Origin of the sequence: Paenirhodobacter sp. (assembly GCF_041916475.1) — a bacterium.
Classification (GTDB): Bacteria; Pseudomonadota; Alphaproteobacteria; order Rhodobacterales; family Rhodobacteraceae; genus Rhodobacter.
Map to the genome: position 1 here is coordinate 1 of NZ_JAYRZN010000011.1, position 25,946 is coordinate 25,946.

The 25,946-nt window shown below is 67.8% G+C and carries 30 protein-coding genes; 6 read left to right on the forward strand and 24 right to left on the reverse strand.

The window, feature by feature from the left end; all coding sequences use genetic code 11:
* The 8 genes from ACOMG5_RS06285 to ACOMG5_RS06320 all read right to left on the reverse strand — a co-directional run.
* A partial coding sequence (locus ACOMG5_RS06285) for an ATPase (protein ID WP_420342944.1) occupies positions 1 to 638 on the reverse strand: 638 nt, incomplete at its 3' end.
* A 1-nt stretch (position 639) separates the two neighbouring features.
* Positions 640 to 885, reverse strand: coding sequence for a F0F1 ATP synthase subunit C (locus ACOMG5_RS06290; protein ID WP_420342945.1), 246 nt, complete (start codon positions 883 to 885; stop codon positions 640 to 642).
* Complete coding sequence (locus ACOMG5_RS06295) at positions 882 to 1,571, reverse strand: F0F1 ATP synthase subunit A (RefSeq protein WP_420343034.1); 690 nt, start codon at positions 1,569 to 1,571, stop codon at positions 882 to 884. The genes ACOMG5_RS06290 and ACOMG5_RS06295 overlap by 4 nt, the downstream gene beginning before the upstream one ends.
* Complete coding sequence (locus tag ACOMG5_RS06300; protein WP_420342946.1) at positions 1,568 to 1,813, reverse strand: ATP synthase subunit I; 246 nt, start codon at positions 1,811 to 1,813, stop codon at positions 1,568 to 1,570. Before ACOMG5_RS06300 ends, ACOMG5_RS06295 begins: the two co-directional genes overlap by 4 nt.
* On the reverse strand, positions 1,813 to 2,085 hold the full coding sequence (locus ACOMG5_RS06305; RefSeq protein WP_420342947.1) for an AtpZ/AtpI family protein: 273 nt from the start codon (positions 2,083 to 2,085) through the stop codon (positions 1,813 to 1,815). Before ACOMG5_RS06305 ends, ACOMG5_RS06300 begins: the two co-directional genes overlap by 1 nt.
* On the reverse strand, positions 2,082 to 2,504 hold the full coding sequence (locus tag ACOMG5_RS06310; RefSeq protein WP_420342948.1) for a F0F1 ATP synthase subunit epsilon: 423 nt from the start codon (positions 2,502 to 2,504) through the stop codon (positions 2,082 to 2,084). Before ACOMG5_RS06310 ends, ACOMG5_RS06305 begins: the two co-directional genes overlap by 4 nt.
* 8 nt (positions 2,505 to 2,512) lie before the next feature.
* Positions 2,513 to 3,925 (reverse strand): F0F1 ATP synthase subunit beta, encoded by a 1,413-nt coding sequence (atpD, locus tag ACOMG5_RS06315; RefSeq protein WP_420342949.1) that lies wholly within the window; start codon positions 3,923 to 3,925, stop codon positions 2,513 to 2,515.
* A gap of 95 nt (positions 3,926 to 4,020) precedes the next feature.
* Positions 4,021 to 4,956 (reverse strand): rhodanese-related sulfurtransferase, encoded by a 936-nt coding sequence (locus tag ACOMG5_RS06320; protein ID WP_420342950.1) that lies wholly within the window; start codon positions 4,954 to 4,956, stop codon positions 4,021 to 4,023.
* 96 nt (positions 4,957 to 5,052) lie between these two features.
* Here ACOMG5_RS06320 and pncA point away from each other — a divergent pair, with 96 nt between their 5' ends.
* Both pncA and pncB read left to right on the forward strand, forming a co-directional pair.
* Positions 5,053 to 5,658 carry a bifunctional nicotinamidase/pyrazinamidase gene (pncA, locus tag ACOMG5_RS06325; protein ID WP_420342951.1) on the forward strand — a complete coding sequence of 202 codons (606 nt, stop codon included), beginning with the start codon at positions 5,053 to 5,055 and terminating at the stop codon, positions 5,656 to 5,658.
* A 4-nt stretch (positions 5,659 to 5,662) separates the two neighbouring features.
* Positions 5,663 to 6,970, forward strand: coding sequence for a nicotinate phosphoribosyltransferase (gene pncB / locus ACOMG5_RS06330; RefSeq protein WP_420342952.1), 1,308 nt, complete (start codon positions 5,663 to 5,665; stop codon positions 6,968 to 6,970).
* Here pncB and ACOMG5_RS06335 read toward each other — a convergent pair.
* The 5 genes from ACOMG5_RS06335 to ACOMG5_RS06355 all read right to left on the reverse strand — a co-directional run bounded on the left by ACOMG5_RS06335 (position 6,967) and on the right by ACOMG5_RS06355 (position 11,195).
* Positions 6,967 to 8,481, reverse strand: a complete 1,515-nt coding sequence (locus ACOMG5_RS06335) for an inorganic phosphate transporter (protein WP_420342953.1) — start codon at positions 8,479 to 8,481, stop codon at positions 6,967 to 6,969. The genes pncB and ACOMG5_RS06335 overlap by 4 nt on opposite strands.
* A gap of 73 nt (positions 8,482 to 8,554) precedes the next feature.
* Positions 8,555 to 8,764: a Trm112 family protein gene (locus tag ACOMG5_RS06340; RefSeq protein ID WP_420342954.1), complete on the reverse strand. Its 210-nt coding sequence runs from the start codon at positions 8,762 to 8,764 to the stop codon at positions 8,555 to 8,557.
* The gene (locus tag ACOMG5_RS06345) at positions 8,761 to 9,399 is read right to left on the reverse strand and encodes an LON peptidase substrate-binding domain-containing protein (RefSeq protein WP_420343035.1); all 639 of its coding nucleotides are present in this window, start codon (positions 9,397 to 9,399) and stop codon (positions 8,761 to 8,763) included. Before ACOMG5_RS06345 ends, ACOMG5_RS06340 begins: the two co-directional genes overlap by 4 nt.
* A gap of 26 nt (positions 9,400 to 9,425) precedes the next feature.
* The gene (gene trxA, locus ACOMG5_RS06350) at positions 9,426 to 10,325 is read right to left on the reverse strand and encodes a thioredoxin (protein ID WP_420342955.1); all 900 of its coding nucleotides are present in this window, start codon (positions 10,323 to 10,325) and stop codon (positions 9,426 to 9,428) included.
* An 81-nt stretch (positions 10,326 to 10,406) separates the two neighbouring features.
* The gene (locus ACOMG5_RS06355) at positions 10,407 to 11,195 is read right to left on the reverse strand and encodes an exodeoxyribonuclease III (RefSeq protein WP_420342956.1); all 789 of its coding nucleotides are present in this window, start codon (positions 11,193 to 11,195) and stop codon (positions 10,407 to 10,409) included.
* Positions 11,196 to 11,343: 148 nt separating this feature from the next.
* On the opposite strand from ACOMG5_RS06355, the gene ACOMG5_RS06360 reads away from it, so the two are divergent.
* Positions 11,344 to 11,910, forward strand: a complete 567-nt coding sequence (locus ACOMG5_RS06360) for a hypothetical protein (protein WP_420342957.1) — start codon at positions 11,344 to 11,346, stop codon at positions 11,908 to 11,910.
* A gap of 54 nt (positions 11,911 to 11,964) precedes the next feature.
* Here the strand turns inward: ACOMG5_RS06360 and ACOMG5_RS06365 are convergent, their stop codons facing one another.
* Complete coding sequence (locus ACOMG5_RS06365; RefSeq protein WP_420342958.1) at positions 11,965 to 13,401, reverse strand: aldehyde dehydrogenase family protein; 1,437 nt, start codon at positions 13,399 to 13,401, stop codon at positions 11,965 to 11,967.
* A gap of 189 nt (positions 13,402 to 13,590) precedes the next feature.
* On the opposite strand from ACOMG5_RS06365, the gene ACOMG5_RS06370 reads away from it, so the two are divergent.
* Positions 13,591 to 14,247 (forward strand): redoxin domain-containing protein, encoded by a 657-nt coding sequence (locus tag ACOMG5_RS06370; RefSeq protein ID WP_420342959.1) that lies wholly within the window; start codon positions 13,591 to 13,593, stop codon positions 14,245 to 14,247.
* 19 nt (positions 14,248 to 14,266) lie between these two features.
* On the opposite strand, the gene ACOMG5_RS06375 is transcribed toward ACOMG5_RS06370, so the two are convergent.
* Both ACOMG5_RS06375 and ACOMG5_RS06380 read right to left on the reverse strand, forming a co-directional pair.
* Positions 14,267 to 15,094 carry a glycosyltransferase family 2 protein gene (locus ACOMG5_RS06375; RefSeq protein ID WP_420342960.1) on the reverse strand — a complete coding sequence of 276 codons (828 nt, stop codon included), beginning with the start codon at positions 15,092 to 15,094 and terminating at the stop codon, positions 14,267 to 14,269.
* Positions 15,087 to 15,890: a hypothetical protein gene (locus tag ACOMG5_RS06380; RefSeq protein ID WP_420342961.1), complete on the reverse strand. Its 804-nt coding sequence runs from the start codon at positions 15,888 to 15,890 to the stop codon at positions 15,087 to 15,089. The genes ACOMG5_RS06375 and ACOMG5_RS06380 overlap by 8 nt, the downstream gene beginning before the upstream one ends.
* A 137-nt stretch (positions 15,891 to 16,027) precedes the next feature.
* Here ACOMG5_RS06380 and ACOMG5_RS06385 point away from each other — a divergent pair, with 137 nt between their 5' ends.
* Positions 16,028 to 16,924, forward strand: a complete 897-nt coding sequence (locus tag ACOMG5_RS06385) for a glycosyltransferase family 2 protein (protein ID WP_420342962.1) — start codon at positions 16,028 to 16,030, stop codon at positions 16,922 to 16,924.
* Between the two features lie 53 nt (positions 16,925 to 16,977).
* Here ACOMG5_RS06385 and pnp read toward each other — a convergent pair whose 3' ends face one another.
* The 8 genes from pnp to rbfA form a co-directional block, all read right to left on the reverse strand.
* Positions 16,978 to 19,122 carry a polyribonucleotide nucleotidyltransferase gene (gene pnp / locus ACOMG5_RS06390; protein WP_420342963.1) on the reverse strand — a complete coding sequence of 715 codons (2,145 nt, stop codon included), beginning with the start codon at positions 19,120 to 19,122 and terminating at the stop codon, positions 16,978 to 16,980.
* A gap of 177 nt (positions 19,123 to 19,299) precedes the next feature.
* The gene (locus ACOMG5_RS06395; protein ID WP_420342964.1) at positions 19,300 to 20,697 is read right to left on the reverse strand and encodes a nucleobase:cation symporter-2 family protein; all 1,398 of its coding nucleotides are present in this window, start codon (positions 20,695 to 20,697) and stop codon (positions 19,300 to 19,302) included.
* 216 nt (positions 20,698 to 20,913) lie between these two features.
* A complete protein-coding gene (gene rpsO / locus ACOMG5_RS06400) occupies positions 20,914 to 21,183 on the reverse strand; it encodes a 30S ribosomal protein S15 (RefSeq protein WP_420342965.1) in 270 nt (89 codons plus the stop codon).
* 123 nt (positions 21,184 to 21,306) lie between these two features.
* Positions 21,307 to 22,230 (reverse strand): calcium-binding protein, encoded by a 924-nt coding sequence (locus ACOMG5_RS06405; RefSeq protein WP_420342966.1) that lies wholly within the window; start codon positions 22,228 to 22,230, stop codon positions 21,307 to 21,309.
* Between the two features lie 137 nt (positions 22,231 to 22,367).
* Entirely contained in the window at positions 22,368 to 22,886 is a 519-nt protein-coding gene (locus ACOMG5_RS06410; protein ID WP_420342967.1) for a DUF1643 domain-containing protein, read from the reverse strand.
* Positions 22,883 to 23,788 (reverse strand): tRNA pseudouridine(55) synthase TruB, encoded by a 906-nt coding sequence (gene truB / locus ACOMG5_RS06415; RefSeq protein ID WP_420342968.1) that lies wholly within the window; start codon positions 23,786 to 23,788, stop codon positions 22,883 to 22,885. Before truB ends, ACOMG5_RS06410 begins: the two co-directional genes overlap by 4 nt.
* Before the next feature lie 51 nt (positions 23,789 to 23,839).
* Positions 23,840 to 24,574 carry a phosphodiester glycosidase family protein gene (locus ACOMG5_RS06420; RefSeq protein WP_420342969.1) on the reverse strand — a complete coding sequence of 245 codons (735 nt, stop codon included), beginning with the start codon at positions 24,572 to 24,574 and terminating at the stop codon, positions 23,840 to 23,842.
* Positions 24,558 to 24,986, reverse strand: coding sequence for a 30S ribosome-binding factor RbfA (gene rbfA, locus ACOMG5_RS06425; protein ID WP_420342970.1), 429 nt, complete (start codon positions 24,984 to 24,986; stop codon positions 24,558 to 24,560). The genes ACOMG5_RS06420 and rbfA overlap by 17 nt, the downstream gene beginning before the upstream one ends.
* A gap of 94 nt (positions 24,987 to 25,080) precedes the next feature.
* Between rbfA and dapB the strand changes: the two genes are divergently transcribed.
* A complete protein-coding gene (gene dapB / locus ACOMG5_RS06430; RefSeq protein WP_420342971.1) occupies positions 25,081 to 25,890 on the forward strand; it encodes a 4-hydroxy-tetrahydrodipicolinate reductase in 810 nt (269 codons plus the stop codon).
* Positions 25,891 to 25,946: the final 56 nt, after the last annotated feature.

The following is a 25,946-nucleotide window of genomic DNA, read 5'->3' on the forward strand; positions in this document are numbered from 1 at the left end:
AGGTCGAGCCCGAGGATCAGCGCCGGATCCTCCTCCACCCCAGCCGCCGCGATCCCGAGCCGCCGCAGTGCCCCTGCCCGTTCCTCCGCCGCCAGCGGATGCGGCGCCGCCAGCCGCAGGTTCCCCCCCGCCAGCAGCACCCGGCGCCGGTCTTCGGGCAGGGCTGCCAGCGCCTGCGCCAGCCGCTCGGCATAGGCCGCGGCGGTGGGCGGATCGGGCAGCTCGGAGAGCGCCTTGCGCGCGATCGCCTGCGCCAGATCGCGGGCGCGCGCCAGCGTTTCCTCCGAAGCCGCGGCGACGGTATGGCGCGCCTGCGCTTCGGCCTGGCTGCGGGCGGCATCGGCGCGGGCCTGCGCCGCAGCTATGATCTGCTGCGCCTGAGCCTCCGCCTGCGCTTGTGCCTCGGCCAGAACGTCGTGCCGGGCGGCCTCGGTCGCTGCGCTGGCGGCGTCGGCCTGCTTGCGCGCGGCTTCCGCCTCCGCTTTTGCGGCTTCGGCCGCGCGCAGGGCGGCATCCGTGGCGGCCTGACGCTTCGCAATGATCTCCGCCACCGGCCGGAACAGGAGGCGCTGCAGCACCGCCAGCAGCACCAGCACATTCACCAGCTGGAACAGGAAGGTGGTCAGCGAGAAGCTCATCTCAGCCTACGAACGGGTTCGCGAAGAGCAGCAGCAGGGCGACAACGAGGCAGTAGATCGCGGTGGTTTCGATCATCGCGAGGCCGACGAACAGCGTGCGCGAAATCGTGCCCGCGGCTTCGGGCTGGCGCGCGATCGCCTCCAGCGCGGCGGCGACGGCGCGGCCCTCCCCGAGCGCCGGCCCGATCGCGCCGAAGGATACGGCGGTCGCGGCGCCGAGAATGCTGACGATTTCGACCCAGTTCATGCGTCTGTCTCCTTGTGGGCATCGCCCTCGCCTTCGACGGCGGAGCCGATGAAGACGAGCGCGAGAATGGCGAAAATATAGGCCTGCACGGCGCCGGTGAGCATGTCGAGCGCCATGATCGGGATCGGCACCAGAAGCCCTGCGAGGCCGAGCAGGATTGCGATGACGAAGCCGCCCGACATCACATTGCCGAACAGGCGCACCATCAGCGACAGGTGCCGGGTCAGCTGTTCGACGAGGTTCATCGGCAGCATCGCCCAGGTGGGCCGGGCGAAACCGGCCAGATAACCGCCGAGCCCGTTCACCCGGATGCCGAACCAGAGCGTGGCCGCAAACACGATGAGCGCCAGCGCCGCATCTGTTTCCAGCCGCGCGGTCGGCGCCTCCACGCCCGGGATCAGGCTGGACCAGTTCGCGCACAGGATGAACACGAGAAGCGTGCCGATCAGCGGCCGGAACCGGGCCGGATCGCCGCGCACCGTATCGGCGATCTGTGCGTCTATCGTGCTGACCAGAAGCTCCAGCACCGATTGCAGGCGCCCCGGCGTCAGGCTCAGCCTCCGCGTGGCCCACCAGGAGCCCAGCCCAAGCCCCGCGATGAGGCCCCATGTCACCACCACCGCCGCATCCACCGGCAGTGGCCCGATGTGAAACAGGATATGCGCGCCGAGCGGGTTCTCCATCAGGCGCCCCGCATCGCGATCTGGCGGCCGACCGCGATCCCGGCGCCGGCCCCGAGGAGCGGCGCAGCCCCGGCCTTGGCGCAGAGGAGCAGGAACGCGCCAAGCGCCGCGAACCGCCCGACCTGCCAGGCCACGGCGCGCAGATCGCCCGCCAGAAGCCGGTCCGACACCGTGCGCAGCGTGCGGAAATGCAGCCAGCCTGCGCCAGTACCCAGAACAAGTGCCGCCATGAACAGAACCGCCATCATTGCCCGTGCATCCATCGCCATCCGAACCAGAACCCCAACGCCGCGCCGAGCATGGTCAGCGCCGCGGCCGCCGTGATGCCGGAGCCGAGCCAGCGATCTACCGCATGGCCGAGCAGCACCCCCCCGAGCGTCGGCAGCACCACGATCCAGCCCAGCACCCCCACCTGCGCGAAGCGCCGCGCGAGCGAGGGCTCCGGGTCACGCTTGCCGGCGGCCTCGCGCGTGCGGGCCTCGCGTACGGCGCGGGCGAGGGGGTCTTCTTCCGTCATTCCAGCGCCTCCGCGATCCCGTCCAGCTCGCGGTGGCCGGGCTCCTGGCCCATGTGCCGCATCAGGTTGCGGATCACCGAGGCCTGCAGCCGCATCTGCTCGCTGCGGGTGGTGCGGGCGCTGTCGGCCTCGGCCTCGGCGCGGGCGCGGATCCCGTCCTCCAGCGCGGCGAGGTCGTCTCCGGGGGCGGCGGCGCGGGTGGCGATGCGCAGATGATCGCGCGAGAGCTGCAGCACCCCGCCATGCAGCGCCACGAACTGCCAGGGCCCCTCCGCCCGGCGCCAGCGCAGCACCGAGGGCCGCAGCACCGTGAGCAGATCGGCATGGCCGGGCAGGATGCCGAAGCCGCCGGTCTCGTCCTCCGCGCGCACCGAGGCCACACCCTCCTCATCCATCACCACGCAAAGCGGGGTTGTCACCGTGAGCCTCATGCGGCCTTCGCGCGGCGGGCATGCTCGCGCGCCCGCGCCTCCTCCAATGTGCCGATCATGTAGAGCGAGCTTTCGTCCCAGTCGTCGCATTCGCCATCGAGGATCGCCTGCACCCCTTTCACCGTATCGGCCACCGGGACCGAGCGCCCCTCCATCCCGGTATAGGCGGCGGCCACGAAGAACGGCTGGGTCAGGAACCGCTGCAGCCGCCGCGCGCGGCCGACCAGCAGCCGCTCCTCGCGCCCGAGCTCCTCCACGCCCAGAAGCGAGATCACGTCGCGCAGCTCCTGATAATGCTCGATCGCCTCGCGCAGCGCGCCCGCGGTGCGGGCATGATCCGCGCCCACCACGGCCGGATCCAGCAGCACCGATGTGGTCGCGATCGGGTCGATCGCGGGATAGATCCCTTCGGAGGCCAGCTGCCGCGAGAGCACCACCGTGCTGTCCACATGCGCCGAGATCGCGGCCACGGCCGGATCGGTGAAATCGTCGGCCGGTACATAAACGGCCTCGATCGCCGTCACCGCAGCCTGCCCGACGGAGGCGATGCGCTCCTGCAGCTCCGCCACCTCGGTCTCCAGCGTGGGCTGATAGCCCACCCGCGAGGGCATCCGCCCCAAGAGCCCCGAAACCTCCGAGCCCGCCTGCACGAAGCGGAACACGTTGTCCATCAGCAGCAGCACGTTCTTGCCCTGCGCATCGCGGAAATGCTCGGCCACGCTCAGCGCGGTGAGCGGCACCCGCCAGCGCGCGCCGGGGGGCTCGTTCATCTGGCCATAGACCAGCACGGTGCGCTCCAGCACGCCGCTGTCGCGCATTTCGTTGAGCATCTCGTGCCCCTCGCGGGAGCGCTCCCCCACCCCGGCGAAAACCGAAATCCCGTCATAGCCCGAGACCATCGCCCGGATCAGCTCCATCACCAGCACGGTCTTGCCCACGCCCGCGCCGCCGAACATGGCCGATTTGCCGCCCTGCGCCAGCGGCGCCAGCAGGTCGAGCACCTTGATCCCGGTGGAGAACACCTGCGTGCGGGCGGATTGGGTGGCCAGCGAGGGCGCGGGGCGGTGGATCGGGCTGCGGGTCACATCGGCGGGCAGCGGCGCGCCATTGTCGCCCATATGGCCCAGTACGTTCATCAGCCGCCCGAGCACCGCAGGCCCCACCGGCACCGCCAGCGGCCCGCCCGTGAGCCGCGCGCCTGCCCCGCGCCGCAGCCCCTGCGTGGATTGCAGCGCGATGGCGCGCACATGGCGGGCATCCAGATGCGCCTGCACCTCGGCCACCAGAACGCCCTGCGGCATGGCGATTTCGACCGTATCGTGGATCGCGGGCAGGGGCCCTTCGACGCGCAGGTCCAGAACCGGGCCGCGCACGGCGGTCACCTCGGCGGCCATCGGGGATGCAGGCATGTCGGTCAGGGCGAACTCCTGTCGGTTTTGGCCGATTCGCCCGAGTTTACGCCCGCATGCCGGGCCTGCCTATAGCCGATGCCGCAGATGCGACATCACGGCCCGGTATGCCCCTCGCCGGCCCAGGCATCCTGGCCCAGATGCCGCTCCCCGCGCTCGGCCGCGAGCCGGACCTGCTTCTCGCGTTCGCGAAAGCGCGCGCGGTCGGCCTCGGAGAACTGATCCACGCAATGCGGGCAGCAGACCCCGGCCTCGTATTGCGGGCTGAGCCGGTCTGTGGGCGAGAGCGGGCGGCGGCAGGCATGGCAGAGGGTATAATCGCCCTGCTCCAGCCCGTGGCGCAGGCTCACCCGCCCGTCAAAAACGAAGCAATCGCCCTGCCACAGGCTTTCGGCCGCGGGCACGTCCTCGAGGTATTTCAGGATGCCGCCCTTCAGGTGGAACACCTGCTCCACCCCCTGGGCCATCAGGTAATTGGTGGATTTCTCGCAGCGGATGCCGCCGGTGCAGAACATGGCGATGCGCTTGTTGTGGAAGCGCGCGGCATTCTCCTGCCACCACTGCGGGAAATCGCGGAAGGAGCGGGTCTTCGGGTCGATCGCGCCCTCGAAGGTGCCGATGGCAACTTCGTAATCGTTGCGGGTGTCGATCACCACCACATCCGGGGCGGAGATCAGCGCGTTCCATTCCGCGGGCTCCACATAGTGGCCCACGGCCGCGCGCGGGTCCACGTCGGGCGCGCCCATGGTGACGATCTCGGCCTTCAGCCGTACCTTCATCTTGCCGAAGGGCATCTCGGCGGCGGCGCTCTCCTTCCACACCAGACCGGCGCAGCCGGGCAGGGCGCGGATATGGGCCAGCACCGCGTCTATGCCTTCGCGCGGGCCGGCGATGGTGCCGTTGATGCCTTCGCGCGCGAGAAGCAGCGTGCCCTTCACCCCGCGTGCACAGGCCAGCCGCGCCAGCGGCGCCTTCAGCGCGGAAGGATCCTCGAACCGGGTGAAATGATAAAGCGCGGCAACGGTGAACATGGATTTCCCTTAATCCGCAGGGCCGGGCGGCCGCAAGCGCGATTGACCGCGAAGCCCATGCACCCTAGGCATTGTCACACAAATGGGAGGAGCGGAATGGCCGAGGCAACCGAAGCCCTGATCGTGATCGACATCCAGAACGATTTCTGCCCCGGCGGTGCGCTGGCGGTGGCCGGGGGCGATGCGATCATTCCCCGCGTGAATGCGCTGATGCAGGAGTTTCCGGTCACGGTGCTGACGCAGGACTGGCACCCGGAGGAGCATTCCTCCTTTGCCGCCATGCATGATGCGGCGCCCTTCAGCCAGATCCAGATGCCCTATGGGCCGCAGACGCTCTGGCCCATGCATTGCGTGCAGGGCACCGAGGGCGCGGAATTTCACCCCGCACTCTCGCTGGAACCGGCCGACATGATCCTGCGCAAGGGCTTCCGCGCCGGGGTAGACAGCTATTCCGCCTTCTTCGAGAATGACCACACGACCCCCACCGGGCTCGCGGGCTACCTGCGCGAGCGCGGCATCACCGATCTGGCCTTCGTCGGGCTGGCGCTGGATTTCTGCGTGGCCTGGTCGGCCATCGATGCGGCGAAGCTCGGGTTCACTGTGCGGGTGCTGGAAGGTGCGTGCCGCGCGATCGACCTCGAGGGCTCGCTCGCGGCGGCGCGGGCGGCGATGCGGGCCGCGGGCGTCGTGCTGGAGGAGTGAGGCCATGGTCGATATCGCCTCGCGCGTCTACAATCACAAATGGAAGATCGACCCGATCGTCCGCTCGCTGATCGACACCGATTTCTACAAGCTCTTGATGTGTCAGTCCGTGTTCCGCAACAAGGCGGCAACGCGGGTGGAATTCAGCCTGATCAACCGCTCCAAATCCATTCGCCTCGCCGAGCTGATCGACGAGGTGGAACTGCGCGAGCAGCTGGATTACGCGCGCAGCCTGCGCCTGACCCGGGGCGAGAGCACCTGGCTGCGCGGCAATACCTTCTATGGCAAGCGGCAGATGTTCCGCTCCGATTTCATGGAATGGTTCGAGGCGTTCCAGCTGCCGCCCTATCACCTGGAAAAGCGCGACGGCCAGTATGAGCTGACCTTCGAGGGCGCATGGCCCGAGGTGATGATGTGGGAGATCCCGGCGCTCGCGATCCTGATGGAGCTGCGCTCGCGCGCGGTGCTGAACCGGATGGGCCGGTTCGAGCTGCAGGTGCTTTATGCGCGGGCGATGACGCGGATCTGGGAGAAGATCGAGAATCTGCGCAAGCTGCCTGACCTGAAGATCGCCGATTTCGGCACGCGGCGGCGCCATGGCTTCCTGTGGCAGGACTGGTGCGTGCAGGCGATGATCGAGGGGCTGGGCGATGCCAAGGAGGGCGGCGCCTTCACCGGCACGTCGAACTGCCTGATCGCGCAGCGGCGCGACCTGGAGGCGGTGGGCACCAATGCGCATGAGCTGCCCATGGTCTATGCCGCGCTCGCCGATACCGAGGACGAGCTGCGCAAGGCACCCTACCGGGTGCTGGCGGACTGGCACGAGGAGCATGACGGCAACCTGCGGATCATCCTGCCCGATACCTATGGCACCAAGGGGTTCCTGGACCATGCGCCCGACTGGCTCGCCGGCTGGACCGGGATCCGGATCGATTCCGGCGACCCGGTGCAGAACGCCGAGATGGCCATCGCCTGGTGGAAGGCGCGCGGCGAGGACCCGGCGCAGAAGCTGATCATCTTCTCCGACGGGCTGGACGTGGCCGAGATCCGCGATCTGCATGCCCGCTTCCACGGCCGGGTGAAGGTCAGCTTCGGCTGGGGCACGCTGCTCACCAACGATTTCCGCCATCTGGTGCCGAACGATGCGCTGGCGCCGTTCAGCCTGGTGTGCAAGGCGGTATCGGCCGATGGCCGGCCGACGGTGAAGCTCTCGGACAACCCCGAGAAGGCCACCGGCCCGCAGGCCGAGATCGCCCGCTACCGCCGCGTGTTCGGCGTGGGCGCGCAGCAGGCGAAAGAGGTCATCGTCTAGCGCGCGATGGCGGTCATCGCGAGATAGAGCCCGGCAGAGAGCCCCGCCGAGACCGGCACGGTCACCACCCAGGCGGTACCGATGGTGGCCATATGGGCGCGGCGCACGAGATAGCGGCGCTTGCGCTCCTCCACCGGCACGGCCTTGCCCTTCTGCAGGCCCAGCATCCGCGCGCGCCGCTCGGCGTGCCATTCGCGGTAGAAGCCGACGCCGAAGATACCGCCCACCGCGATATGGGTGGAGCTGACCGGCAGCCCGAGCCAGGAGGCGGCAATGACCGTGATGGCCGCCGACAGCGCGACGCAGAAGGCGCGCATCGGGTTCAGCTTGGTGATTTCGGAGCCGACGAGGCGGATCAGCTTCGGGCCGAACAGCAGCAGGCCCACCGAAATCCCGAGCGCGCCCACCACCATCACCCAGAGCGGGATCGTCACCTCGCCGCTGATGACGCCGAGCCGCGCCACCTGCACGATGGCCGCAAGCGGGCCCACCGCATTCGCCACGTCATTGGCGCCATGCGCGAAGGACAGCAGCGCGGCCGAAGCCACCAGCGGAAAGGCGAAGAGCTTGCGCAGGGATTTCTTGCGGTTTTCCTGGCCCTGAGACTGCCGCCGCGCTACCGGCCGCCACAGCGCCCAGCCCAGCACGCCCGCAACGAGGCCGATGAGCGTAGCCGTGCCGAGCGAGACATCCACAAGCGCGTTCAGCCCCTTGTAGGCGAGATAGGCCGCGAAGGCGCCGGCCATGACCCCGATCAGCACCGGCACCCAGAACCGGCCTGCGGCGATCTTGTCGGGCACATAGAGGATCCGCGCCTTGATCAGCGCGAGGAAGGCGGCCGCGATCACCCCGCCGAGGACCGGCGAGAGCACCCAGCTCAGCGCGATGGTGCCGAGCGCACCCCAGTTCACCGCGCCAAAGCCTGCCGCGGCGACCCCGGCCCCGGCGACGCCGCCGACGATCGAATGGGTGGTGGAGACCGGCGCGCCGAACCATGTGGCCACGTTGAGCCACAGCGCCGAAGCCAGCAGCGCGGCCATCATCGCCCAGATGAAATGGCTCGGGTCGCTCACCGCATCGGGAGCGAGGATGCCGGTGGACACGGTCTTGACCACATCCGCCCCGGCGATAAGGGCCCCGGCGGTCTCAAATACAGCCGCGATCACCAGCGCCGCGCCGAGGCTCAGCGCCTTGCCGCCCACCGCGGGGCCCATGTTGTTGGCCACATCGTTGGCGCCGATATTGAGCGCCATATAGGCGCCGATCGCCGCCGCCGCGATGACGATCAGCATCCCCGGCTGCGCCTCGGTCAGCACCGCCGCCAGAACCCCCGCCAGAACGATGAACGCCAGCGCCAGCCCCGGCGCCATCAAGGGCCGGGCGGTGAAGCGCGTCGCTTCCTCCAGCAGGCCAATCCGATGCAGGTCCTTGTCGAGGGTTTTCCATTGATTGACCGGCGCCTGGCCGTGGGCGCGCGGGTCTTGCCTCGGGGTCTGTCCGGAAGACGTCATGAATATGTCACGCCATTTTTACATTTCCGGGCGGCCTATCCGCTTTGGGCCGCGGACTCAACGAAAAATGCAGTCAATCAAGGCTTCGGGCTTCATCCGCGATCAGGATCGGGATGCCGCCGCGGATCGGGTAGGCCAGGTGGGCCGCGCGTGAAATCAGTTCCTGGCGCTCTGCATCGTAGTGCAGGGCCGCATGGCTGAGCGGGCAGACGAGGGCCTCCAGCATGCGCGGGTCGAACAGGTGGCGCTCCTCTTCGGGCACGATGGGCGGCAGCGCGGTCATTGCTTCAGCTCTCCGATGCCGCCATGCAGGCGAAACTCCAGCAGAGTCACCAGCGTTTCGCGCCGGGTGGGCAGGCTCGGGGCCTCCAGCAGCGCCTGCTTGTCCTCTGCATCGAGCGGCAGGAGCATCGAGAGCGTGTTGATGAGCAGCTCATCCTCCGCGTCCTTCAGCGAGTCCCAGTCCGTATCGAGGCCCTGCGCCAGGAAGAACCGCGCCAGCAGCTCGAGGAAGGCCGCGCGGTCGAAGCCCGCATCCTCCTCGGCGCGGCCAATATCGCGCGGAAAATCGCTCCAGCGGATCTGGGCGCGCAGATAGGGGCAAAAGCCATCCACCTCGCGCAGAAGCCGGAACCGCGACACCCCCGACAGGGTGATCATGTAGCGCCCGTCCTCGGTCTCCGAAAACCCGGTCAGGCGGCCCGCGCAGCCGATGGTGCTGAGCGTTTCGGTCCCCTCGCGGGTGCGGCAGGGCTGGATCATGCCGATCAGCCGGGTGGGGGATTTCAGGCAATCCTCCACCATCTGCAGGTAGCGCGGCTCGAACACATGCAGCGGCAGCCGCCCGCGCGGCAGCAAAAGCGCCCCCGCGAGCGGAAACAGCGGGATCTGGTCGGGCAGGTCGCAGGCTTTCATCATGCGCATGATCTAGCCCGCCCCTTTCGTCAGGCAAATATCATCGACGAGAGCCGCCGGCGGCCCTTGATCCCGATCGGATCGTTGGGCTTCAGAGCCTCGAAGATGGTGAAAAGCTGGGTCTTGGCGGCGCCCTCGTTCCACTCGCGGTCGCGGCGGAACAGCTCCAGCAGCTGGTTCACGGCCTCTTCCACATCGCCGCCGGCATGGAGCGCGGTGGCATAATCGAAGCGGGCCTGATGATCGGCCGGGTCGGCCTCTACCTTCGCCTTCAGCCCGTCGAGCGGGCCGGCCTTGGCCGCCTGCCGCGCGAGCGCGAGCTGCGCGCGGGCGGCCTCCACCGGGGCGGCGGTGGCGATCTTCGCGGGCACGGCGCCGAGGAAGCCCTCGGCCTGGTCCAGGTTGTCGGCTGCGATATGCGCACGGATCAGGCCGGCATAGGCCTCGGCATTCTCGGGCTCTTCCTCCAGGATTGCGGCGAAGGTCTCGGCCGCATCCGCCGCAGCGCCCTCCGTCAGCATTTCCTCGGCCGCGGCGATCGCATCGGCGAGGCCGCCATCGCCCGCGAGCCCCGCGAGCTTCTGCACGAAGGCCTTGATTTCAGAGCCCGGCAGCGCGCCCTGGAAGGCATCGACCGGCTGGCCCTGCCAGAAGGCATAGACAGTCGGGATCGACTGGATCCGGAGCTGCGAGGCGATCATCTGGTTCTCGTCGACATTGACCTTCGCCATGACGACCTTGCCCTTGGCGGCATTGACCTCCGCCTCCAGCTGCGGCCCCAGCGTCTTGCACGGCCCGCACCACGGCGCCCAGAAATCGACGATGACCGGGACGGTCATCGACTTGTCCACCACCTCGGCCATGAAATTGGCCTCGGAGACGTCCTTCACATAATCGGCGGGCTTGGCTTGCAGATCGGCACCCAGCATCGTGGTCTCTCCCCGGAATTCTGTTGGTCCCTATATGCGCGCGATTGCCCCGCGCGCCAAGGGCCCGGCATCGAAACTCGTCTAGAGCTCGAAAGTGGCAAAGACCGGCGCATGGTCGGAGGGCTGCTCCCAGCCGCGCGCGGTGCGCAGCACGCGCGAGCCATGCGCGGCATTGGAAATATCGGGCGTGGCCCAGATATGGTCCAGCCGGCGGCCCTTGTCGGCCGCATCCCAGTCCGGCGAGCGGTAGGACCACCACGAATAAAGCTGCCCCTCGGGCACGTCCTTGCGGGTCACATCGACCCAGCCGCCCGCCTCCTGCGCCTGCGCCAGATGCTCCACCTCAATGGGCGTGTGGCTCACGATCTTCAGCAGCGCCTTGTGGTTCCACACGTCGTCTTCGCGGGGCGCGATGTTCAGGTCGCCCACCAGAATGGCCTTTTCCGGCCGGGCGCTGTGGAAATCGTCGCGCATATGGGTCAGGAAATCGAGCTTCTGGCCGAATTTGCCGTTCTGCTCCCGGTCCGGAATATCGCCGCCTGCAGGGACGTAGAAATTGTGGATGGTGACGCCGTTCTCCAGCCGCGCCGCGACATGGCGCGCATGCCCGAGCCCGGCGTAATCGCCGGCGCCCACTTCGGTGAGCGGCAGCTTCGACAGGATCGCCACGCCATTGTAGCCCTTCTGCCCGCGCGCGACCATCCAGCCATAGCCGAGCGCGCGGAACAGCTCCTGCGGGATCTTCTCCACCGGGCTCTTGCATTCCTGCAGGCACAGGATATCGGGGGCCTCCTCGCGCATCAGACGGGCGACCAGCCCCTCGCGCAGGCGGACCGAATTGATGTTCCAGGTGGCAAGGGTGAAGGGCATGGCTTTCTCCGTCAAAGGCGGCGCGATACTGAACCGCAGAAGGTCCAAGGGCAACCCGGAAGCCATCACCGTGTTGTGCCTGTAATTCGCCGCGGAAATACCCAGATTAGCTGTTCAGTGAGTCGCAATCGCGACCACGGGGGGAGTCATGAAAGCCTTTTCACCGTTTTACCTGCGCCGGGGGCTGGCCCTGCTGGCCCTGCCGGTGGTTCTTGCCGGATGTGATCCCTATGCGGACCCCGGCTATTACGACGATTGCGGCCCGCGGGGCTGCTATCGCGGAAGTGGAAGCGTGGTGTACCAGTCCGGCGGCTACTATCCGGACAGATATTACAGAGATCGCTATTACAGGGATCCGTATGACCGGCCCTACTACGGCTCTTCGCACCGGCCGCCGCCGTATTGGGGCCAGAACCGTCCGGACCGTCCCGACTGGCCCGATCGACCGGACAGGCCTGATTGGCCCGATCGTCCGGATCGGCCAGACAGGCCTGACCGCCCGGACAGGCCGGACAGGCCGGACAGGCCCGACCGCCCCACCCGGCCCGACCGCCCGGATACCGGCACGCCGCGGAGCGGGATGAGCGTGACCCCGCGGCAGGAGCGCCAGGGGGTGGGCATTCCGCAGCAACAGCAGCGCATACCCAGCCGGGATCAGAACGACGGCCAGAGCGGGACCCGCAACCCGGTCTGGCAGACGCCCGGACGGGACTGAAACGAAGGGCCGCCCCGAGGGGCGGCCCGATGTTTTTTGCGGCGCTTCGGCAGGTTATTCGAACCAGCCGCCGATGGATTTCACGTCGCAGAATTCCTCGATGCCCCAGCGGCCGCCCTCGCGCGCCCGGCCCGAAGAGGACACGCCGCCGAAGGGCGCGCCCGCGCCGCGGCTCTTGCCATTGGCCACGACCATGCCAGAGTGGAATTCGCGGATGACCCGGTTCGCCCGCGCCGGGTTCTGGGTCTGGACGTAGTTCGTCAGGCCGTAGGGGGTGTCGTTGGCAATGGCCAGCGCTTCTTCCTCGGTGTCGAACGGCATGATCGACAGCACAGGCCCGAAGATTTCCTCGGTCATGATGGTCATGTCGGGGGTGCAGTCGGCAAAGACGGTCGGGCGCACATAATAGCCCTTGTTCAGCCCCTCGGGCCGGCCGAGCCCGCCCGCGAGCAGCGTGGCGCCCTCCTTGATGCCGCTTTCGATCAGGCCCTGGATCTTCTCGAACTGGCTCTTGTTGATCACCGGCCCGATATGGTCGCCCGCCTCGCGCGGCGAGCCGACCCTGGTGCCCTCGGCGGTCGCCTTGGCGATTTCCAGCGCCTTTTCATAGAGCGGGCGCTCCACCAGCATCCGCGAGGGCGCGTTGCAGGACTGGCCGGAGTTTTCCATCATATGCACGACGCCGCGGCGCACCGCATCGTCATCGGCATCGGCAAAGACGAGGTTCGCGCCCTTGCCGCCCAGCTCCAGCACCACGCGCTTCAGCGTCTCGGCCGCGGCCTTGGAGATCGCCTTGCCCGCGCGGGTGGAGCCGGTGAAGGAGATCATCTCCACGTCCGGGTGGGTGGAGAGCTGCGTGCCCACGCCCGCGCCATCGCCGTTCACCAGGTTGAACACGCCCGCGGGCACGCCCGCCTGATGCACGAATTCCGCGAACAGGATCGAGGAGAGCGGCGCCTCTTCCGAGGGCTTCAGCACCATGGTGCAGCCCGCGAGCAGCGCCGGGATGACCTTCAGCGTGACCTGGTTCATCGGCCAGTTCCAGGGCGTGATCAGCCCCACGACGCCCACCGCCTCATAGGCGATCATCGCGCCCGGCGTGCCGTCTCCGAGCGGGTGCACCCAGTTGAATGTCTTTGCCGCGTCGATGAAGCATTTGATGTGGTAGGAGCCCGCGCCGGTCTGGGCCTTGCGCGCGAGGTCGATGGGCGCGCCCATCTCCAGGCTCATCGCCTGCGCCATTTCCTCGGCCCGGGCATTGTAGATCTCGTAGATCTTCTCGACATAGGCGAGGCGCTCGGCCGGCGATACCGCCTTCCAGCCGGGCAGGGCGGCCTTGGCCGCGGCCACGGCCGCTTCGGTATCCGCGCGCTCGCCGAGCGAGATCACCGCGCAGGGCTCTTCGGTCGAGGGGTCGATCACATGGTAATCCCGCCCTGCCTGCGGCGCGGTCCAGGCGCCGTCGATGTAAAAGTCGCGTTTCTCGATCATGGGGAACCTCCTGTTTGGCGCGGAGCGTGCCAGCCGTAGCGCCGCCGCGCAACCGGACAGGATAAAATTTCACCGAATGGCCATAAGACGACATGTTTCTCCCGAATTCGGGGGGGCGTCCCGAGGGGGGATGAAATTTCGTTCTGCGCGGCCTAGGTTTTGCCGGAATCGAACAGCTGGGAGAGCATCATGGCTCTGCGCATCAACGACACCGTCCCCGACTTCACCGCCGACTCGACCGCCGGCGAGATCCGCTTCCACGACTGGCTGGATGGCCATTACGCGGTCCTGTTCTCGCATCCGCGCGATTTCACCCCGGTCTGCACCACGGAATTCAGCGCGGTCGCGCAGCTCGCGCCGGAATGGACGAAGCGCAAGACCAAGGTTCTGGGCGTATCGGTGGACAGCGTCGAGGATCACCGCAAATGGAAGCAGGACATTCAGGCGCTGGGCGGCGCCCCGGCCGACTTCCCGATCATCGACGATACCGGGCTTGGCGTCTCGAAGGCCTTCGACATGCTGCCTGCGGATTACTACCTGCCGAGCGATGGCCGCACGCCCGCCCATTCCGCCACCGTGCGCACCGTCTATATCATCGGGCCGGACAAAAAGGTGCGGCTGACGATTTCCTATCCGATGTCGGTCGGGCGCAATTTCGCGGAAATCCTGCGTGCGCTGGATGCGGTGCAGGCGACCGACGGCGTGCCCTTCGCTACCCCCGCGAACTGGGAGCCCGGGCAGGATGTGATCCTCGCGCTTTCCGTCCCGACGGAAGAGGGCCGCGCCAAATATGGCGAGGTGGAGGTGAAGCTGCCCTATGTGCGCTTCGTGAAGCTGCCCGCCTGACAGGGGCCAGCTGGCCCCGCTATTTCGGCGGCGGCCCGTAATGGGCCGTCATCGCGGCGATGGCGCGGTCGTTGCCCGCGTTCTCGCCGTGGTTGGCCGCGCGCAGGCTCTGCTCCTGGCTGCCCGGCCATTCCACGATCCGCACCGGCGGCCCGACATGGCGCACGACCGACCCCCCCATCCGCGCCATCCAGTAGAGCCAGATATCATCCGCGCCGGGGCAGAGCCGGGTGAACAGATCGTCGCGCAACGCATCCGGATGCAGGCTGCCGGGAGGGTAGAGCACGCCGCCGACGCCGGTGCCGAAAATCTCGGGCCCCTCCAGCGGGCCTGTGATGTTCTTGTCCCAGCTGCTGTAGGGCGCGAGGCCATCGGCCGCCCATTTCACCCGGTGCGCCCGATGCGCGACCACCCGCCCCGGCCGCGCAGGCCCGACCAGATCGGCGAGCCAATCCGGGCCATAGTGCATGTCGTCATCCGCTGTGGCGATCCAGCCATCGGGGAAGGCGCGCAGCGCGGGGACGAATTTCGTATAGACCTTGATCGGCGCGGCCTCGGTGCGGATCTCCAGCCCTTCGGCGCGCAGATCCAGCACTTCGGGCGGCAGCCGGATCTCGTCGCCACGGGTCACGAACAGGATCACCCGGTCCGGCTTCAGGCTTTGGCGCAGGAGGCATTTCAGCGTCAGGTCCAGCGTCGCATAGCGCGCGGGATATGAGGTGAGAGAGACCACCAGCGGCCCCGGGAGCGCATGCGGCGGGCGCGGGGCCACGCGGCGGGTCTCGATCTCGCGCACCGCGCGGGCGAGGCGGTGGCGGCGCTTCAGCGCCCGGAACCATTCAGCCACGCTTGCCCTCCCAGATCTCGCGCAGCCAGCGCACATCGCCGATCCGGCGATACCATTTCTGGCCGCCGCCATGGAGCGCGACATCCATCTTGGGCGATCCGGCAAACACCACGATCTTCGCCCCCGCAGGCAGCGCGGGATCGTGCCGGAAGCTGCGCAGGCCCCGGGGCACGCAATCGTTCTTGAAGCTGACGCACCAGCCCCGCGGCCAGTAGTGCAGATGCCCGCGCGCGGCCAGCTGCGCAGACTGGAACTGCTGGCTGATCTCGAAGCGCGCGGTGGCGTCGGAGGGATCGGCGAGGAACGTATCCAGAATATAGCCATGCGCGCCGAGCTCGTAGCGAAACACCGAGCTGTTGCCCACCGAATGCAGGAAGGCATCGCGCTCCGGGTTCAGCCGGCGCAGCGGCTTCGGCCGGAACAGGTCATCGTCGCGGATGATGAAGAAATCGCCTGGCAGATCGAAAAACGGCCCCAAACTGTCAACGATCACCAGATCCAGGTCCAGAAACAGCGCGGTGCCCTCGAGCCCGAGATCGCGGCGGAACAGCGCGAGCTTGCGCCAGCGGCTGTCCTTGTGGCCGGGAGGCAGGCCCAGATCGGGCAGGGGCAGCGCCTCGATGCCGGGCTCGAGCCCGGCTGCGTCATCGGTGAAGCAGATGAAGCGGTGCGGCCGCGCCAGATGGCGCCGCACCCCGCGCGCGAGGTTGTTCACATAATCGGGGCCATAGAGCGTGCCCCATTTCATCGTCAGGATCAGGACCGGCCGATCCTGCCCGCTTGCGTCGGTCGTCATGCCTACTCCACCCGTGGCGTCCTCCCGGCGGGCGGACTTCGGCAATTCGCGCGAAGCGCCTTGCCGCGAACTGCCCGATGGATAATCCTGCAACTGGTCGCCGGGTGCAAGGCAGGCAGGCCATCGGAGGCAGGATCGTGACGCAGACGTCCCCCACCATCATCACGCTGAGCAGCATTCCGCCCCGGTTTCACCTGCTGGGCGCGACGCTGAACAGCCTGCTGGCGCAGCGCCTGCCCGCGCAGGAGGTGCTGCTTTATATCCCGCGCAGCTATCGCCGCTTCGCGGACTGGGACGGAACCCTGCCCGAAGTGCCGCCCGGGGTGACGATCTGGCGCTGCGCGGCGGATCTAGGACCCGCGACGAAAATCCTGCCCGCGACGCGCGATTTCGCCGGGGCGGACGTGGACCTGCTGTTTTGCGACGACGACAAGATCTATGACCCCGACTGGCACGCCCGGCTGAAGCGCGCCGCCGCCGCCCGGCCCGGCACCTGTATCGTCGAAGCCGGGGAGAACCTGCCCGATATCGCCGATGTCGCCCGCGCGCCGGACCGGCTGCCCCGCGCGCGCCGATGGGGGCGCAAGCCGCTGGCCTACCGGATCCGGCGGCTGCTGTCGCTGTTCACGGTGAAGGCGCCGATGTATGCGAATTCGGGCTTTGTCGATCTGCTCTCCGGCCATGGCGGGGTGCTGGTGCGGCCGGAATGGTTCGACGCCGCCGCCTTCGAGATCCCCGATATCCTGTGGACGGTGGATGACCCCTGGCTCTCGGGGCATCTGGAGAGGCGTGGCATCCCGATCTGGCTGGTGGCCGAGACGCGGCGGATGCCGGCCTCACCCGCGGGCATGGTGGCGGCGCTGCACGATCTGGTGGAGCTCGATCACGGCCGTGTAGCGGCCGATGTCGCCGCGGTGGACCATATGCGGCGCTGCTTCGGCATCTGGGCGCCGTCCGGGCCGGTTGCCGCGCCGACACCGCAGATGACTGAGAGCATGCGCGCCATCGCGCAGCGGGCCCTGCGGGGCGGCTGAATGCGAAAAGGCCCCGCCGAAGCGGGGCCTTCCTGAGCCTGCGCGCGGTCCGATCACTCGGTCGCGGCTTCTTCCTTCTTCTCGACGGCGATTTCCTCGCCGGTCTCCTGATCGACCATCTTCATGCCGAGGCGGACCTTGCCGCGATCGTCGAAGCCGAGCAGCTTGACCTTCACGTCCTGGCCTTCCTTCAGCACTTCGTTCGGATGGTTCAGGCGCTTGTTGGCGATCTGGGACACATGCACCAGGCCGTCGCGCTTGCCGAAGAAGTTCACGAAGGCGCCGAAATCGACCAGCTTCACCACGCGGCCGGTGTAGATCTGGCCCACTTCCGGCTCCGCCACGATCGACCAGATCATGTCGTAGGCCTTCTTGATCGCATTCGCGTCCGAGGAGGCGATCTTGATCACGCCGTCATCGTTGATGTCGACCTTGGCGCCCGAGGTTTCCACGATCTCGCGGATCACCTTGCCGCCCGAGCCGATCACTTCACGGATCTTGTCGGTCGGGATCGACATGGTCTCGATCTTGGGCGCGTATTCGCTGAAGCCCTGTGGCGCGGAGATGGCCTTGGCCATCTCGCCCAGGATGTGCATCCGGCCGTCCTTCGCCTGCGCGAGGGCCTGCTCCATGATTTCCGGCGTGATGCCGGCAACCTTGATGTCCATCTGCAGCGAGGTGATGCCGTTCGAGGTGCCCGCGACCTTGAAGTCCATGTCGCCGAGGTGGTCCTCGTCGCCCAGGATGTCGGTCAGGACCGCCCAGCGGCCGTCGTCCTCGAGGATCAGGCCCATGGCCACACCCGCGACCGGCGCCTTCAGCGGCACGCCCGCATCCATCATCGAGAGCGACGAGCCGCAGACGGTCGCCATCGAGGAGGAGCCGTTCGATTCGGTGATCTCCGACACAACGCGGATCGTGTAGGGGAAGTCGGTCGCGGCGGGCAGAACCGCCTGCAGCGCGCGCCAGGCCAGCTTGCCGTGGCCGATTTCGCGGCGCCCGGGCGAACCCACGCGGCCCACTTCGCCGACCGAATAGGGCGGGAAGTTGTAGTGCAGCAGGAAGTTCGAGCGGAAGTTGCCGTTCAGCGCGTCGATGATCTGTTCGTCATCGCCGGTGCCGAGCGTGGTCACCACCAGCGACTGGGTTTCGCCGCGGGTGAACAGCGAGGAGCCGTGGGTGCGCGGCAGAACGCCGGTCTCGGTGACGATCGGGCGCACGGTGCGGTTGTCGCGGCCGTCGATGCGGGCGCCACCGTTGATGATGTCGCCGCGCAGGATGCCCGATTCCAGCTTCTTGATCGCCGAGCCGAGGTTCTTGTCCGCGAGGTCCTGTTCCGACAGGCGCGACTTGATCAGATCGACCGCGGCGGAAATCGCGTTGGTGCGCTCCTGCTTGTCGCGCAGCGCGAAGGCGGCGCGCATTTCGGTCTCGCCCGCGGCCTTCACATTGTCATAAAGCGCGGAATAATCCGGCGCGGAGAAGTCGAAGGGCTCTTTCGCAGCATCTTCGGCCAGCGCGATGATCAGGTCGATGACCGGCTGCATCTGCTCGTGGCCGAACTTCACCGCGCCCAGCATTTCCGCTTCCGAGAGCTCATAGGCCTCGGATTCGACCATCATCACCGCGTCCTTGGTGCCGGCGATCACGAGGTCGAGGCGCTGCTCGGGGTTGTCGCGCAGCTTGGTCATCTCGTCCATGCGCGGGTTCAGCACATAGGCGCCGTTCTTGAAGCCGACGCGCGCTGCGCCGATCGGGCCCATGAACGGCACGCCCGAGATCGTCAGCGCGGCCGAGGCCGCGATCATCGCGACGATATCGGGATCGTTTTCAAGATCGCAGGACAGCACGGTGGCCATCACCAGCACTTCGTTCTTGAAGCCCGGGACGAACAGCGGACGGCAGGGGCGGTCGATCAGGCGGGAAACCAGCGTTTCCTTTTCCGACGGGCGCGCCTCGCGCTTGAAGAAGCCGCCCGGGATCTTGCCGGCGGCGTAGTATTTTTCCTGGTAATGCACGGTCAGCGGGAAGAAGTCCTGGCCTTCCTTCGCCGCCTTGGCAAAGGTCACGTTGGCCATGACGGAGGTTTCGCCCATGGTGGCGATCACCGAACCGTCGGCCTGGCGTGCAACCTTGCCGGTTTCCAGCGTCAGCGTCTCGCCGCCCCACTGGATCGATTTTTTCGTAACGTTGAACATTCAGCGTATCCTCATGGGGATCGTCACGGGCCCATCCCGTGTTCCCCGGTCTATCGCGGCCCCATTGCCGCTGCCCCCATCCTTTGCATGCGCCCGGGGGCCGGAGGGCGTCACATCGCAGATGGGCTGGCCCTTTACAGCAAAAAGCCCTGTTTGGAAAGCATGTGATGGTAGCGGTCAGGCGTGCTCCGCGCTGGAGGCGGCGCGCGCGGCCTCGGCTTCGGCCTCTTCGGCGCTCACCACCCCGTTGAAGAAGACATTGAGCGCGACCGAGACGATCGCCCCCAGCAGGATCCCCGATTCCAGCAGCGGGTGCAGGTCGTGCGGGAAGCTCTTGAAGAAGTTCGGCGCCACCAGCGGGATCATCCCGAAGCCGATCGAGATCGCCACCACGAACAGGTTGTTGGGCTTGGTCTTGAAATCCACCGCGCCGAGGATCCGCGCCCCCGTCGCCGCGACCATGCCAAACATCACCAGCCCGGCGCCGCCCAGCACCACCTGAGGCACGCTTTCCACCAGCGCCGACATTTTCGGCAGGAGCCCGAGCACCACCATGATCAGCCCGCCCGCGACCGTGACCCACCGCGAGCGCACCCCGGTCACGCCCACCAGGCCCACGTTCTGCGAGAAAGAGGTATAGGGGAAGGTGTTGAACAGCCCGCCGATCAGCGTGCCCACGCCATCGGCGCGCAGCCCGCGCGCAAGCGCCTTCTGATCGACCTTCTTCTCGGTGATCTCGCCGAGCGCGAGGAACATGCCGAGCGATTCGATCATCACCACGATCATCACGATGCACATGGTCAGGACCGGGATCAGATGGAAGCTCGGCACGCCGAAGTGGAACGGCAGCACCACGCCGACCCAAGGAGCCTCGCCCACCTTTTCGAAATGCATCACCCCCAGCACCGCAGCCAGGGCACAGCCCGCGACGATCCCGAGCAGCACCGCGACATTGCGCAAGAACCCCTTCGCCCACCGCAGGAGCGCCAGGATCACACACAGCACGAAGCCCGCAATCATCAGCCCCTGCGGCTGCGCATAATTCGGGTTCGGGAAGCTGCCGGGCACGCCGTCGACCACCCTCGTCAGCATCGGCAGGCCGCCGCCGGCCCAGTTGATGCCCACCCGCATCAGCGAAATCCCGATCACGAGGATGATCGTCCCCGTCACCACCGGCGGGAACAGCGGCAGCAGCCGCGAGATGAACGGCGCGATCAGGATGCCGAAGACCCCGGCCGCGATCACCGATCCGAAGATCCCAAGCAGCCCGACATCCCCGCTGTTGGCGATGGAGATCATCGGCCCGACCGAGGCGAAGGTGACCCCCATCATCACCGGCAGCCGGATGCCCACGCCCTTGAAGCCCCAGCATTGCACCAGCGTGGCAATGCCGCAGGCAAACAGATCCGCGCTGATCAGGAAGGCCACATCCTGCGGCGAGAGGTTCAGCGCCCGCCCCACGATCAGCGGCACCGCCACCGCGCCCGCATACATCACCAGCACATGCTGCAGCGCCAGCGGCACGATCTGGCGCAGCGGCAGCATCTGATCCACGGGGTGAACGGTCTCGGACATGGCATCCTCCTGGGCCGGGCGTTATCCCCGAAGCCTAGGACGGCCCTGCGCGGCGCGGAAACAATCGCCCCGCCGTGCCGCGCGGCAATTCCGGCGCGCTGCCGCAAATGCGCAAAATCCGGGCATTCCGCGCGGCCTGCGGCAGAAAACCCGGTGCCAGACAGCAAAACGCCCGCGTCTTGCGACACGGGCGCGGCCTTCCCGAAGGAAAACGGATCAGCGGCGCAGGCCGAGACGCTCGATCAGCGACTGGTAGCGGGCTTCGTCCTTCTTCTTCAGGTAGTCGAGCAGCTTGCGGCGCTGGGCCACGAGCATCAGAAGGCCACGACGGGAGTGGTTGTCCTTCTTGTGGATCTTGAAGTGCTCGGTCAGGTTGGCAATGCGCTTCGAGAGCAGCGCAACCTGCACTTCCGGCGAACCGGTGTCACCTTGCTTGGTGGCATAGTCCTTCAGGATCGCGTTCTTGTCTTCGACGGTGATCGACATCGGGATCTCCTTTGGTTGAGGGTCATGGCGCAAGCCGGGATGTCGTCCAGCAGGGCCCGTGGAGTATCCGCACAGGGGCGGATGGGCGCCCATACGCGAAAACCGCGCTAAAGGAAAGCCGAATCAGGCCTGCAGGAGCTGTGCGGGCGTCATCACCAGCACATCGGCCGCGCTCAGCCCGCCCGCATTCAGCACTTCGGCGAGGCGGGTGCCATTGGCGCTGATCCAGGCGGCGCCATCGGTCTCCGAGGGCTCTATGCTCAGATGCGGGCTCGCACCGTCATAGACCAGCACGAGATGGTCCTGCCCGGGCGCGTAATCGGCGATGGTCGCGGGGTGGGCCGGGTCGACCCAGCCGCCGATGGCGAAAGTATCGTGGCCCGCATTGCCCGAGAGCCAGTCGTCCGCGCCGCCGATCACGGTATCGTCGCCCGCGCCGGCGTTCAGGAAAGCGCGCCCGTCGGTATCGTGGCCATGGGCATCCGGCACGCGCCCATCCAGCAGGTCATCGCCCGCGCCGCCGGAGAGATCGTCCTGGCCCGTACCGCCGGAGAGGCTGTCGTTGCCCGCTGCGCCTTCGAGCGTATCATTTCCCGCGCCGCCCTCGAGCCGGTCATCGCCTGCACCGCCGATCAGATGGTCCTGCCCGGCGCCACCCAGGAGCGTATCGGCGCCTTCGCTCGCCGTGGACGAGATGCCGGGGTCGGCGCCCTCCGATCCATCCGTAACCACGGCCAGAACGTCATCGGGGCCGGTTTCATCGCTGATGATCGTATCGTCGCCGGGCTGGTTGCCGTCGGTCACCGTGGCGAGGCTGTCCTGCGGGCCGGTGTCGTCGCTGTGGAGGGTGTCATCGCCGGGCTGGCTGCCATCGCTGACTTCGGCGGGAATATCCGCCGCGGCGGCATCGTCCGGAAGCGGCTCTATCGGCGTGCCAGCCTGCGCCTCCTCCTCATCGGGGGCGTCGTCGTGAAGAGGTGTGGACGTGGCGGGCAACATCCCCACCGCAGCCCCTGCCGCCACCAGCAAACCGAGAAGACTACCCATTACAAACACGGCAGTACCTCTTCATCGACAGGCTCAGATTGCCACGGCCGAGCGGGATAAAAAAGCTTTGCCTGCATGGCGTTGGCCGATTTCTTTACGCCTGGTTAACCTCACGGAATTGCCGCGGGGCCGCCATGTCAGGGCCACAATTCGGGTTGTCGATCGTATCCAATATAGAGGGGATGTTTTGGATCCCCCGCCTTTGTAAGGCCAAGGTGAAACAATTCGCGGCCGGTGTTGCGCAGCAGCCGCTCTACCGCCGTGCCGCGCGCCAGATGGGCGCCATGCGCGCCCCAGGCGCAGACGATTCGCGCCCCGGGCCCGGCGGCCCATTCCACGCTCTCGAGGATGGCGCGGTCGTTCTCCGGGCCGACCGGATCGGGCTGGGCGCGCATCTCCTTCGGGTCGGTGGCGCGCCAGGCGAAGATATTGGTGACGCGGAAGGCGCCGAAGCCCAGCGTCCGCGCGCGGCGCTCGCAGCGCTCCACCGTCGGGTCGTTCTGCACCTCGGTCGCGGTCGAGGGATTGAGCATCACGAACAGCGCCCGCGGCCCCGCCGGATCCCAGACCCGGGTCAGCAGGTAGCGGTAGCGTTCGCAATCCGAATAGACCGCGACGGAGGGGGCATCGCCCTTGGTGTGGCTGCGGGTGATCATGTGTTGAAAACGCGGCTCGGGTGCAGCTCGCCGCCCATGTAGCGCCCGACGGCCACCGCGCGGCCCTCGAAGCTGGCCCAGGCCTCCTCGCCGAATTCCACGTCGCGGGCGATGACCATGCCCGGGTTGCCATGGCGCAGCCGCACCGCGCCTTCGGCGGTGGCGCTGAGCTCGGGCAGATCGGCCAGCCCGTATTCGAGGGGCAGCATCCGCGCATCGAGCTCCGGCGTATGGGCGAGCCGGTCCAGCTCCTCGAGGCTCAGCCCCGCGCTGGCCTCGAACGGCCCGGACCATTCGCGCCGCAGCCACTGCACATGGCCGAGGCAGCCGAGCGCCCGGCCCAGATCGCGGGCGATGGCGCGCACATAGCCGCCCTTGCCGCAGACCATCTCCAGCTCCACATGGTCCGGATCGGGGCGCGCGATCATGTCGAGCCGCTCGACCCAGAGCGGGCGGGCCTCCAGTTCCATCACCTCGCCGTCGCGGGCGATGTCATAGGCGCGCTCGCCATCGACCTTCACCGCCGAGAATTGCGGCGGCACCTGCTGGATATCGCCGCGGAAGGCGCCAAGCGCGGCCGCGATCTCCGCATCGCTCGGGCGCAGGGCGGAGGTCTCGATCACCGTGCCTTCGGCATCGTCGGTATTGGTGGCTGCGCCAAGGGTCACGACGAAGCGGTAGCACTTCAGCGCATCGGTGACATAGGGCACGGTTTTGGTGGCCTCGCCGAGCGCCACCGCCAGAACGCCGGTCGCCGCCGGATCGAGCGTGCCGGCATGGCCTGCCTTCTTCGCCCCCATCGCCCAGCGGACCTTGCCCACCACCGAGGTCGAGGTGACCCCCGCCGGTTTGTCGACGACGATCCAGCCCGAGATGTCGCGTCCCTTCTTGCTGCGGCCCATGCGCCCCTCCGTTTCAGAAGGCCCGCCTGCTAGCGCGATCCGCCAGCCCGGTCAATCATGCGCGACCAGGCCCACGATCGGCCCGACCGGAAAGCCGAAATCGTTGCGCCCCTGCCCGGGCACCGAGAGCCGGGAGATCGAGCCGTCGAAATAGAGCGCATCGCGCGCGCCCAGCCCATCGCGGAAGAAGCGCGCGAAGCGGTGGAAATTCACCGCCCGGTCGGAGATCACGAACCAGGCCGTCTGCCCGTCCGGCGAGACGCCGACGCCATTGCGGATATAGGTGCTGTCGCTGTCGGGCAGGAAGCGCGGGTGCAGCGCGCCGCCGATCACCAGCATTGGCCCCGATTGCGTGGCGAAGCGGCAGGCCGGGCGCTCGGCGGCGAAGGCGCGGGTCTCGATCACCCGCAGCCGGTCGGCCACGCAGAACACCCCGTTCGGCACCAGCCCGAAATTGCCGCCGCCCGCGCGGGTGGCAAGCGCGGTGCGCTCCGCCCCGTTTTCCACATAAAGCCCGGCCGGCTCGCGCGAGGGGTGATACATCCCCGCGTTCATCGCGAAGACCAGCCGCTCGCCCGGGGCCAGCGTGTCCTGCACCCGCCCCGGCGCGCCGATGAAGCGCCCGCTCCCATCCTGCAGCCACAGGCGGATGTCGTCGCCCGCGCTGGCGGTGCAGACGGTGAAGGGCAGGCCCTCGAAGTCCATCGTGCGGCAGGGGTCTTCGGCCAGAGCCGTGCGCGGCACCATCAGCGACAGCGCCGCGAAGAGGCTAGGCCAGATCTTCATCGTCGTCGCGGGCGATGTCGCGCTGGACCTTCTCATCGGAGAAGATCCGGCGGGTCTCGTCCAGCCGGTCGAAGGTCTCGTCCATGCGGAAGCGCAGCTCGGGGGCGAATTTCAGCGTCATCGCCTTGGCCACATGGTGGCGCAGCTCGCCCGAATGGCGGCGCAGCGCGGCCAGCATCGCCTCGGCGGTCTCGCCGCCCAGGGTGCCGCCCAGCGGCGCGACATAGACGGTCGCCACCTTCAGGTCGGGCGAGGTGCGCACTTCGCCCACGGTGATCGAGATCCGGTTCAGGTCCGGATCGTGGACATCGCCGCGGATCAGAACATCCGACAGCGTGCGCCGGATCAGTTCACCGACGCGCAGCTGACGTTGCGAAGGGCCATCGCCCGGGGAAAAACGGTTCTTTGCCATATCCCGCACATAGTGCGTTCGGGCCCGTCCCGCAACTCGGGCTTTGCGGGGGGCGCCCCCGCGGGCTACAAGCGGCCCAAAGAAGGAGCAAGACATGACCGATCTGCCGGGTATCGTGATCACGGGGGCGTCGGGCCGCATGGGCCGGATGCTGGCGCAAACCATCCTCGCCTCCGACGAGGCGAAACTGGTGGGCGCGCTGGAGCGCCCGGGCCACGACTGGATCGGCCGCGATCTCGGCGAAGTCACGGGCGGGGCGGCCAATGGCGTGATCGTGACCGACGATCCGCTGGAGGCCTTTGCCCGCGCCAAGGCGGTGATCGATTTCACCGCGCCCGCAGCCACGGTGCATTTCGCGAAACTCGCCGCGCAGGCGCGTGTGGTGCATGTGATCGGCACGACGGGGATGGAGGCGGCGGAGATCGCGGCGCTCGGTCCCTGTGCGCGCCATGCGGTCATCGTGCGGGCCGGGAACATGAGCCTCGGCGTCAACCTGCTCACCCGGCTGACCCGCAAGGTGGCCGAGGCGCTGGACGCGGACTGGGACATCGAGGTGGTGGAGGCCCATCACAACCGCAAGGTCGATGCGCCCTCGGGCACGGCGCTGATGCTTGGCCAGGCTGCGGCGGACGGGCGCGGCATCTCGCTGGAGGAAAACCGCGAATCGGGGCGGGACGGCATCACCGGCCCGCGCAAGCCGGGCGCCATCGGCTTCTCGGCGATCCGCGGCGGCGATATCGTCGGCGAGCATGACGTGATTTTTGCGGCGGCGGGCGAGCGGATCGTGCTGCGCCACATCGCCACGGATCGCGCCATCTTCGCGCGCGGCGCGCTGAAGGCCGCGCTGTGGGGCCTCGGGCAGAAGCCCGGCCAGTACGACATGATCGACGTTCTGGGGCTTTAGGCCCCGGAAACGGCCCGGCCGGGCAATTTCGGCCCCCGGAGGCCGCCCCGCTGGAA

Coding starts and splice junctions, on each gene's coding strand:
- trxA (WP_420342955.1), bottom strand. CDS start 10,325: ATGCTGGGTGCCGATCTGCAAGCCAAGCCCGCCGATTATGTGAAGGAC.
- ACOMG5_RS06395 (WP_420342964.1), bottom strand. CDS start 20,697: ATGTCCGAGACCGTTCACCCCGTGGATCAGATGCTGCCGCTGCGCCAG.
- ACOMG5_RS06300 (WP_420342946.1), bottom strand. CDS start 1,813: ATGGCGGTTCTGTTCATGGCGGCACTTGTTCTGGGTACTGGCGCAGGC.
- ACOMG5_RS06355 (WP_420342956.1), bottom strand. CDS start 11,195: ATGCCCTTCACCCTTGCCACCTGGAACATCAATTCGGTCCGCCTGCGC.
- pncA (WP_420342951.1), top strand. CDS start 5,053: ATGGCCGAGGCAACCGAAGCCCTGATCGTGATCGACATCCAGAACGAT.
- ACOMG5_RS06335 (WP_420342953.1), bottom strand. CDS start 8,481: ATGACGTCTTCCGGACAGACCCCGAGGCAAGACCCGCGCGCCCACGGC.
- ACOMG5_RS06320 (WP_420342950.1), bottom strand. CDS start 4,956: ATGTTCACCGTTGCCGCGCTTTATCATTTCACCCGGTTCGAGGATCCT.
- ACOMG5_RS06290 (WP_420342945.1), bottom strand. CDS start 885: ATGAACTGGGTCGAAATCGTCAGCATTCTCGGCGCCGCGACCGCCGTA.
- ACOMG5_RS06370 (WP_420342959.1), top strand. CDS start 13,591: ATGGCTCTGCGCATCAACGACACCGTCCCCGACTTCACCGCCGACTCG.
- ACOMG5_RS06360 (WP_420342957.1), top strand. CDS start 11,344: ATGAAAGCCTTTTCACCGTTTTACCTGCGCCGGGGGCTGGCCCTGCTG.
- ACOMG5_RS06410 (WP_420342967.1), bottom strand. CDS start 22,886: ATGATCACCCGCAGCCACACCAAGGGCGATGCCCCCTCCGTCGCGGTC.
- ACOMG5_RS06380 (WP_420342961.1), bottom strand. CDS start 15,890: ATGACGACCGACGCAAGCGGGCAGGATCGGCCGGTCCTGATCCTGACG.
- truB (WP_420342968.1), bottom strand. CDS start 23,788: ATGGGCCGCAGCAAGAAGGGACGCGACATCTCGGGCTGGATCGTCGTC.
- dapB (WP_420342971.1), top strand. CDS start 25,081: ATGACCGATCTGCCGGGTATCGTGATCACGGGGGCGTCGGGCCGCATG.
- ACOMG5_RS06305 (WP_420342947.1), bottom strand. CDS start 2,085: ATGACGGAAGAAGACCCCCTCGCCCGCGCCGTACGCGAGGCCCGCACG.
- ACOMG5_RS06365 (WP_420342958.1), bottom strand. CDS start 13,401: ATGATCGAGAAACGCGACTTTTACATCGACGGCGCCTGGACCGCGCCG.
- ACOMG5_RS06345 (WP_420343035.1), bottom strand. CDS start 9,399: ATGATGAAAGCCTGCGACCTGCCCGACCAGATCCCGCTGTTTCCGCTC.
- ACOMG5_RS06405 (WP_420342966.1), bottom strand. CDS start 22,230: ATGGGTAGTCTTCTCGGTTTGCTGGTGGCGGCAGGGGCTGCGGTGGGG.
- pnp (WP_420342963.1), bottom strand. CDS start 19,122: ATGTTCAACGTTACGAAAAAATCGATCCAGTGGGGCGGCGAGACGCTG.
- atpD (WP_420342949.1), bottom strand. CDS start 3,925: ATGCCTGCATCCCCGATGGCCGCCGAGGTGACCGCCGTGCGCGGCCCG.
- rpsO (WP_420342965.1), bottom strand. CDS start 21,183: ATGTCGATCACCGTCGAAGACAAGAACGCGATCCTGAAGGACTATGCC.
- rbfA (WP_420342970.1), bottom strand. CDS start 24,986: ATGGCAAAGAACCGTTTTTCCCCGGGCGATGGCCCTTCGCAACGTCAG.
- ACOMG5_RS06420 (WP_420342969.1), bottom strand. CDS start 24,574: ATGAAGATCTGGCCTAGCCTCTTCGCGGCGCTGTCGCTGATGGTGCCG.
- pncB (WP_420342952.1), top strand. CDS start 5,663: ATGGTCGATATCGCCTCGCGCGTCTACAATCACAAATGGAAGATCGAC.
- ACOMG5_RS06340 (WP_420342954.1), bottom strand. CDS start 8,764: ATGACCGCGCTGCCGCCCATCGTGCCCGAAGAGGAGCGCCACCTGTTC.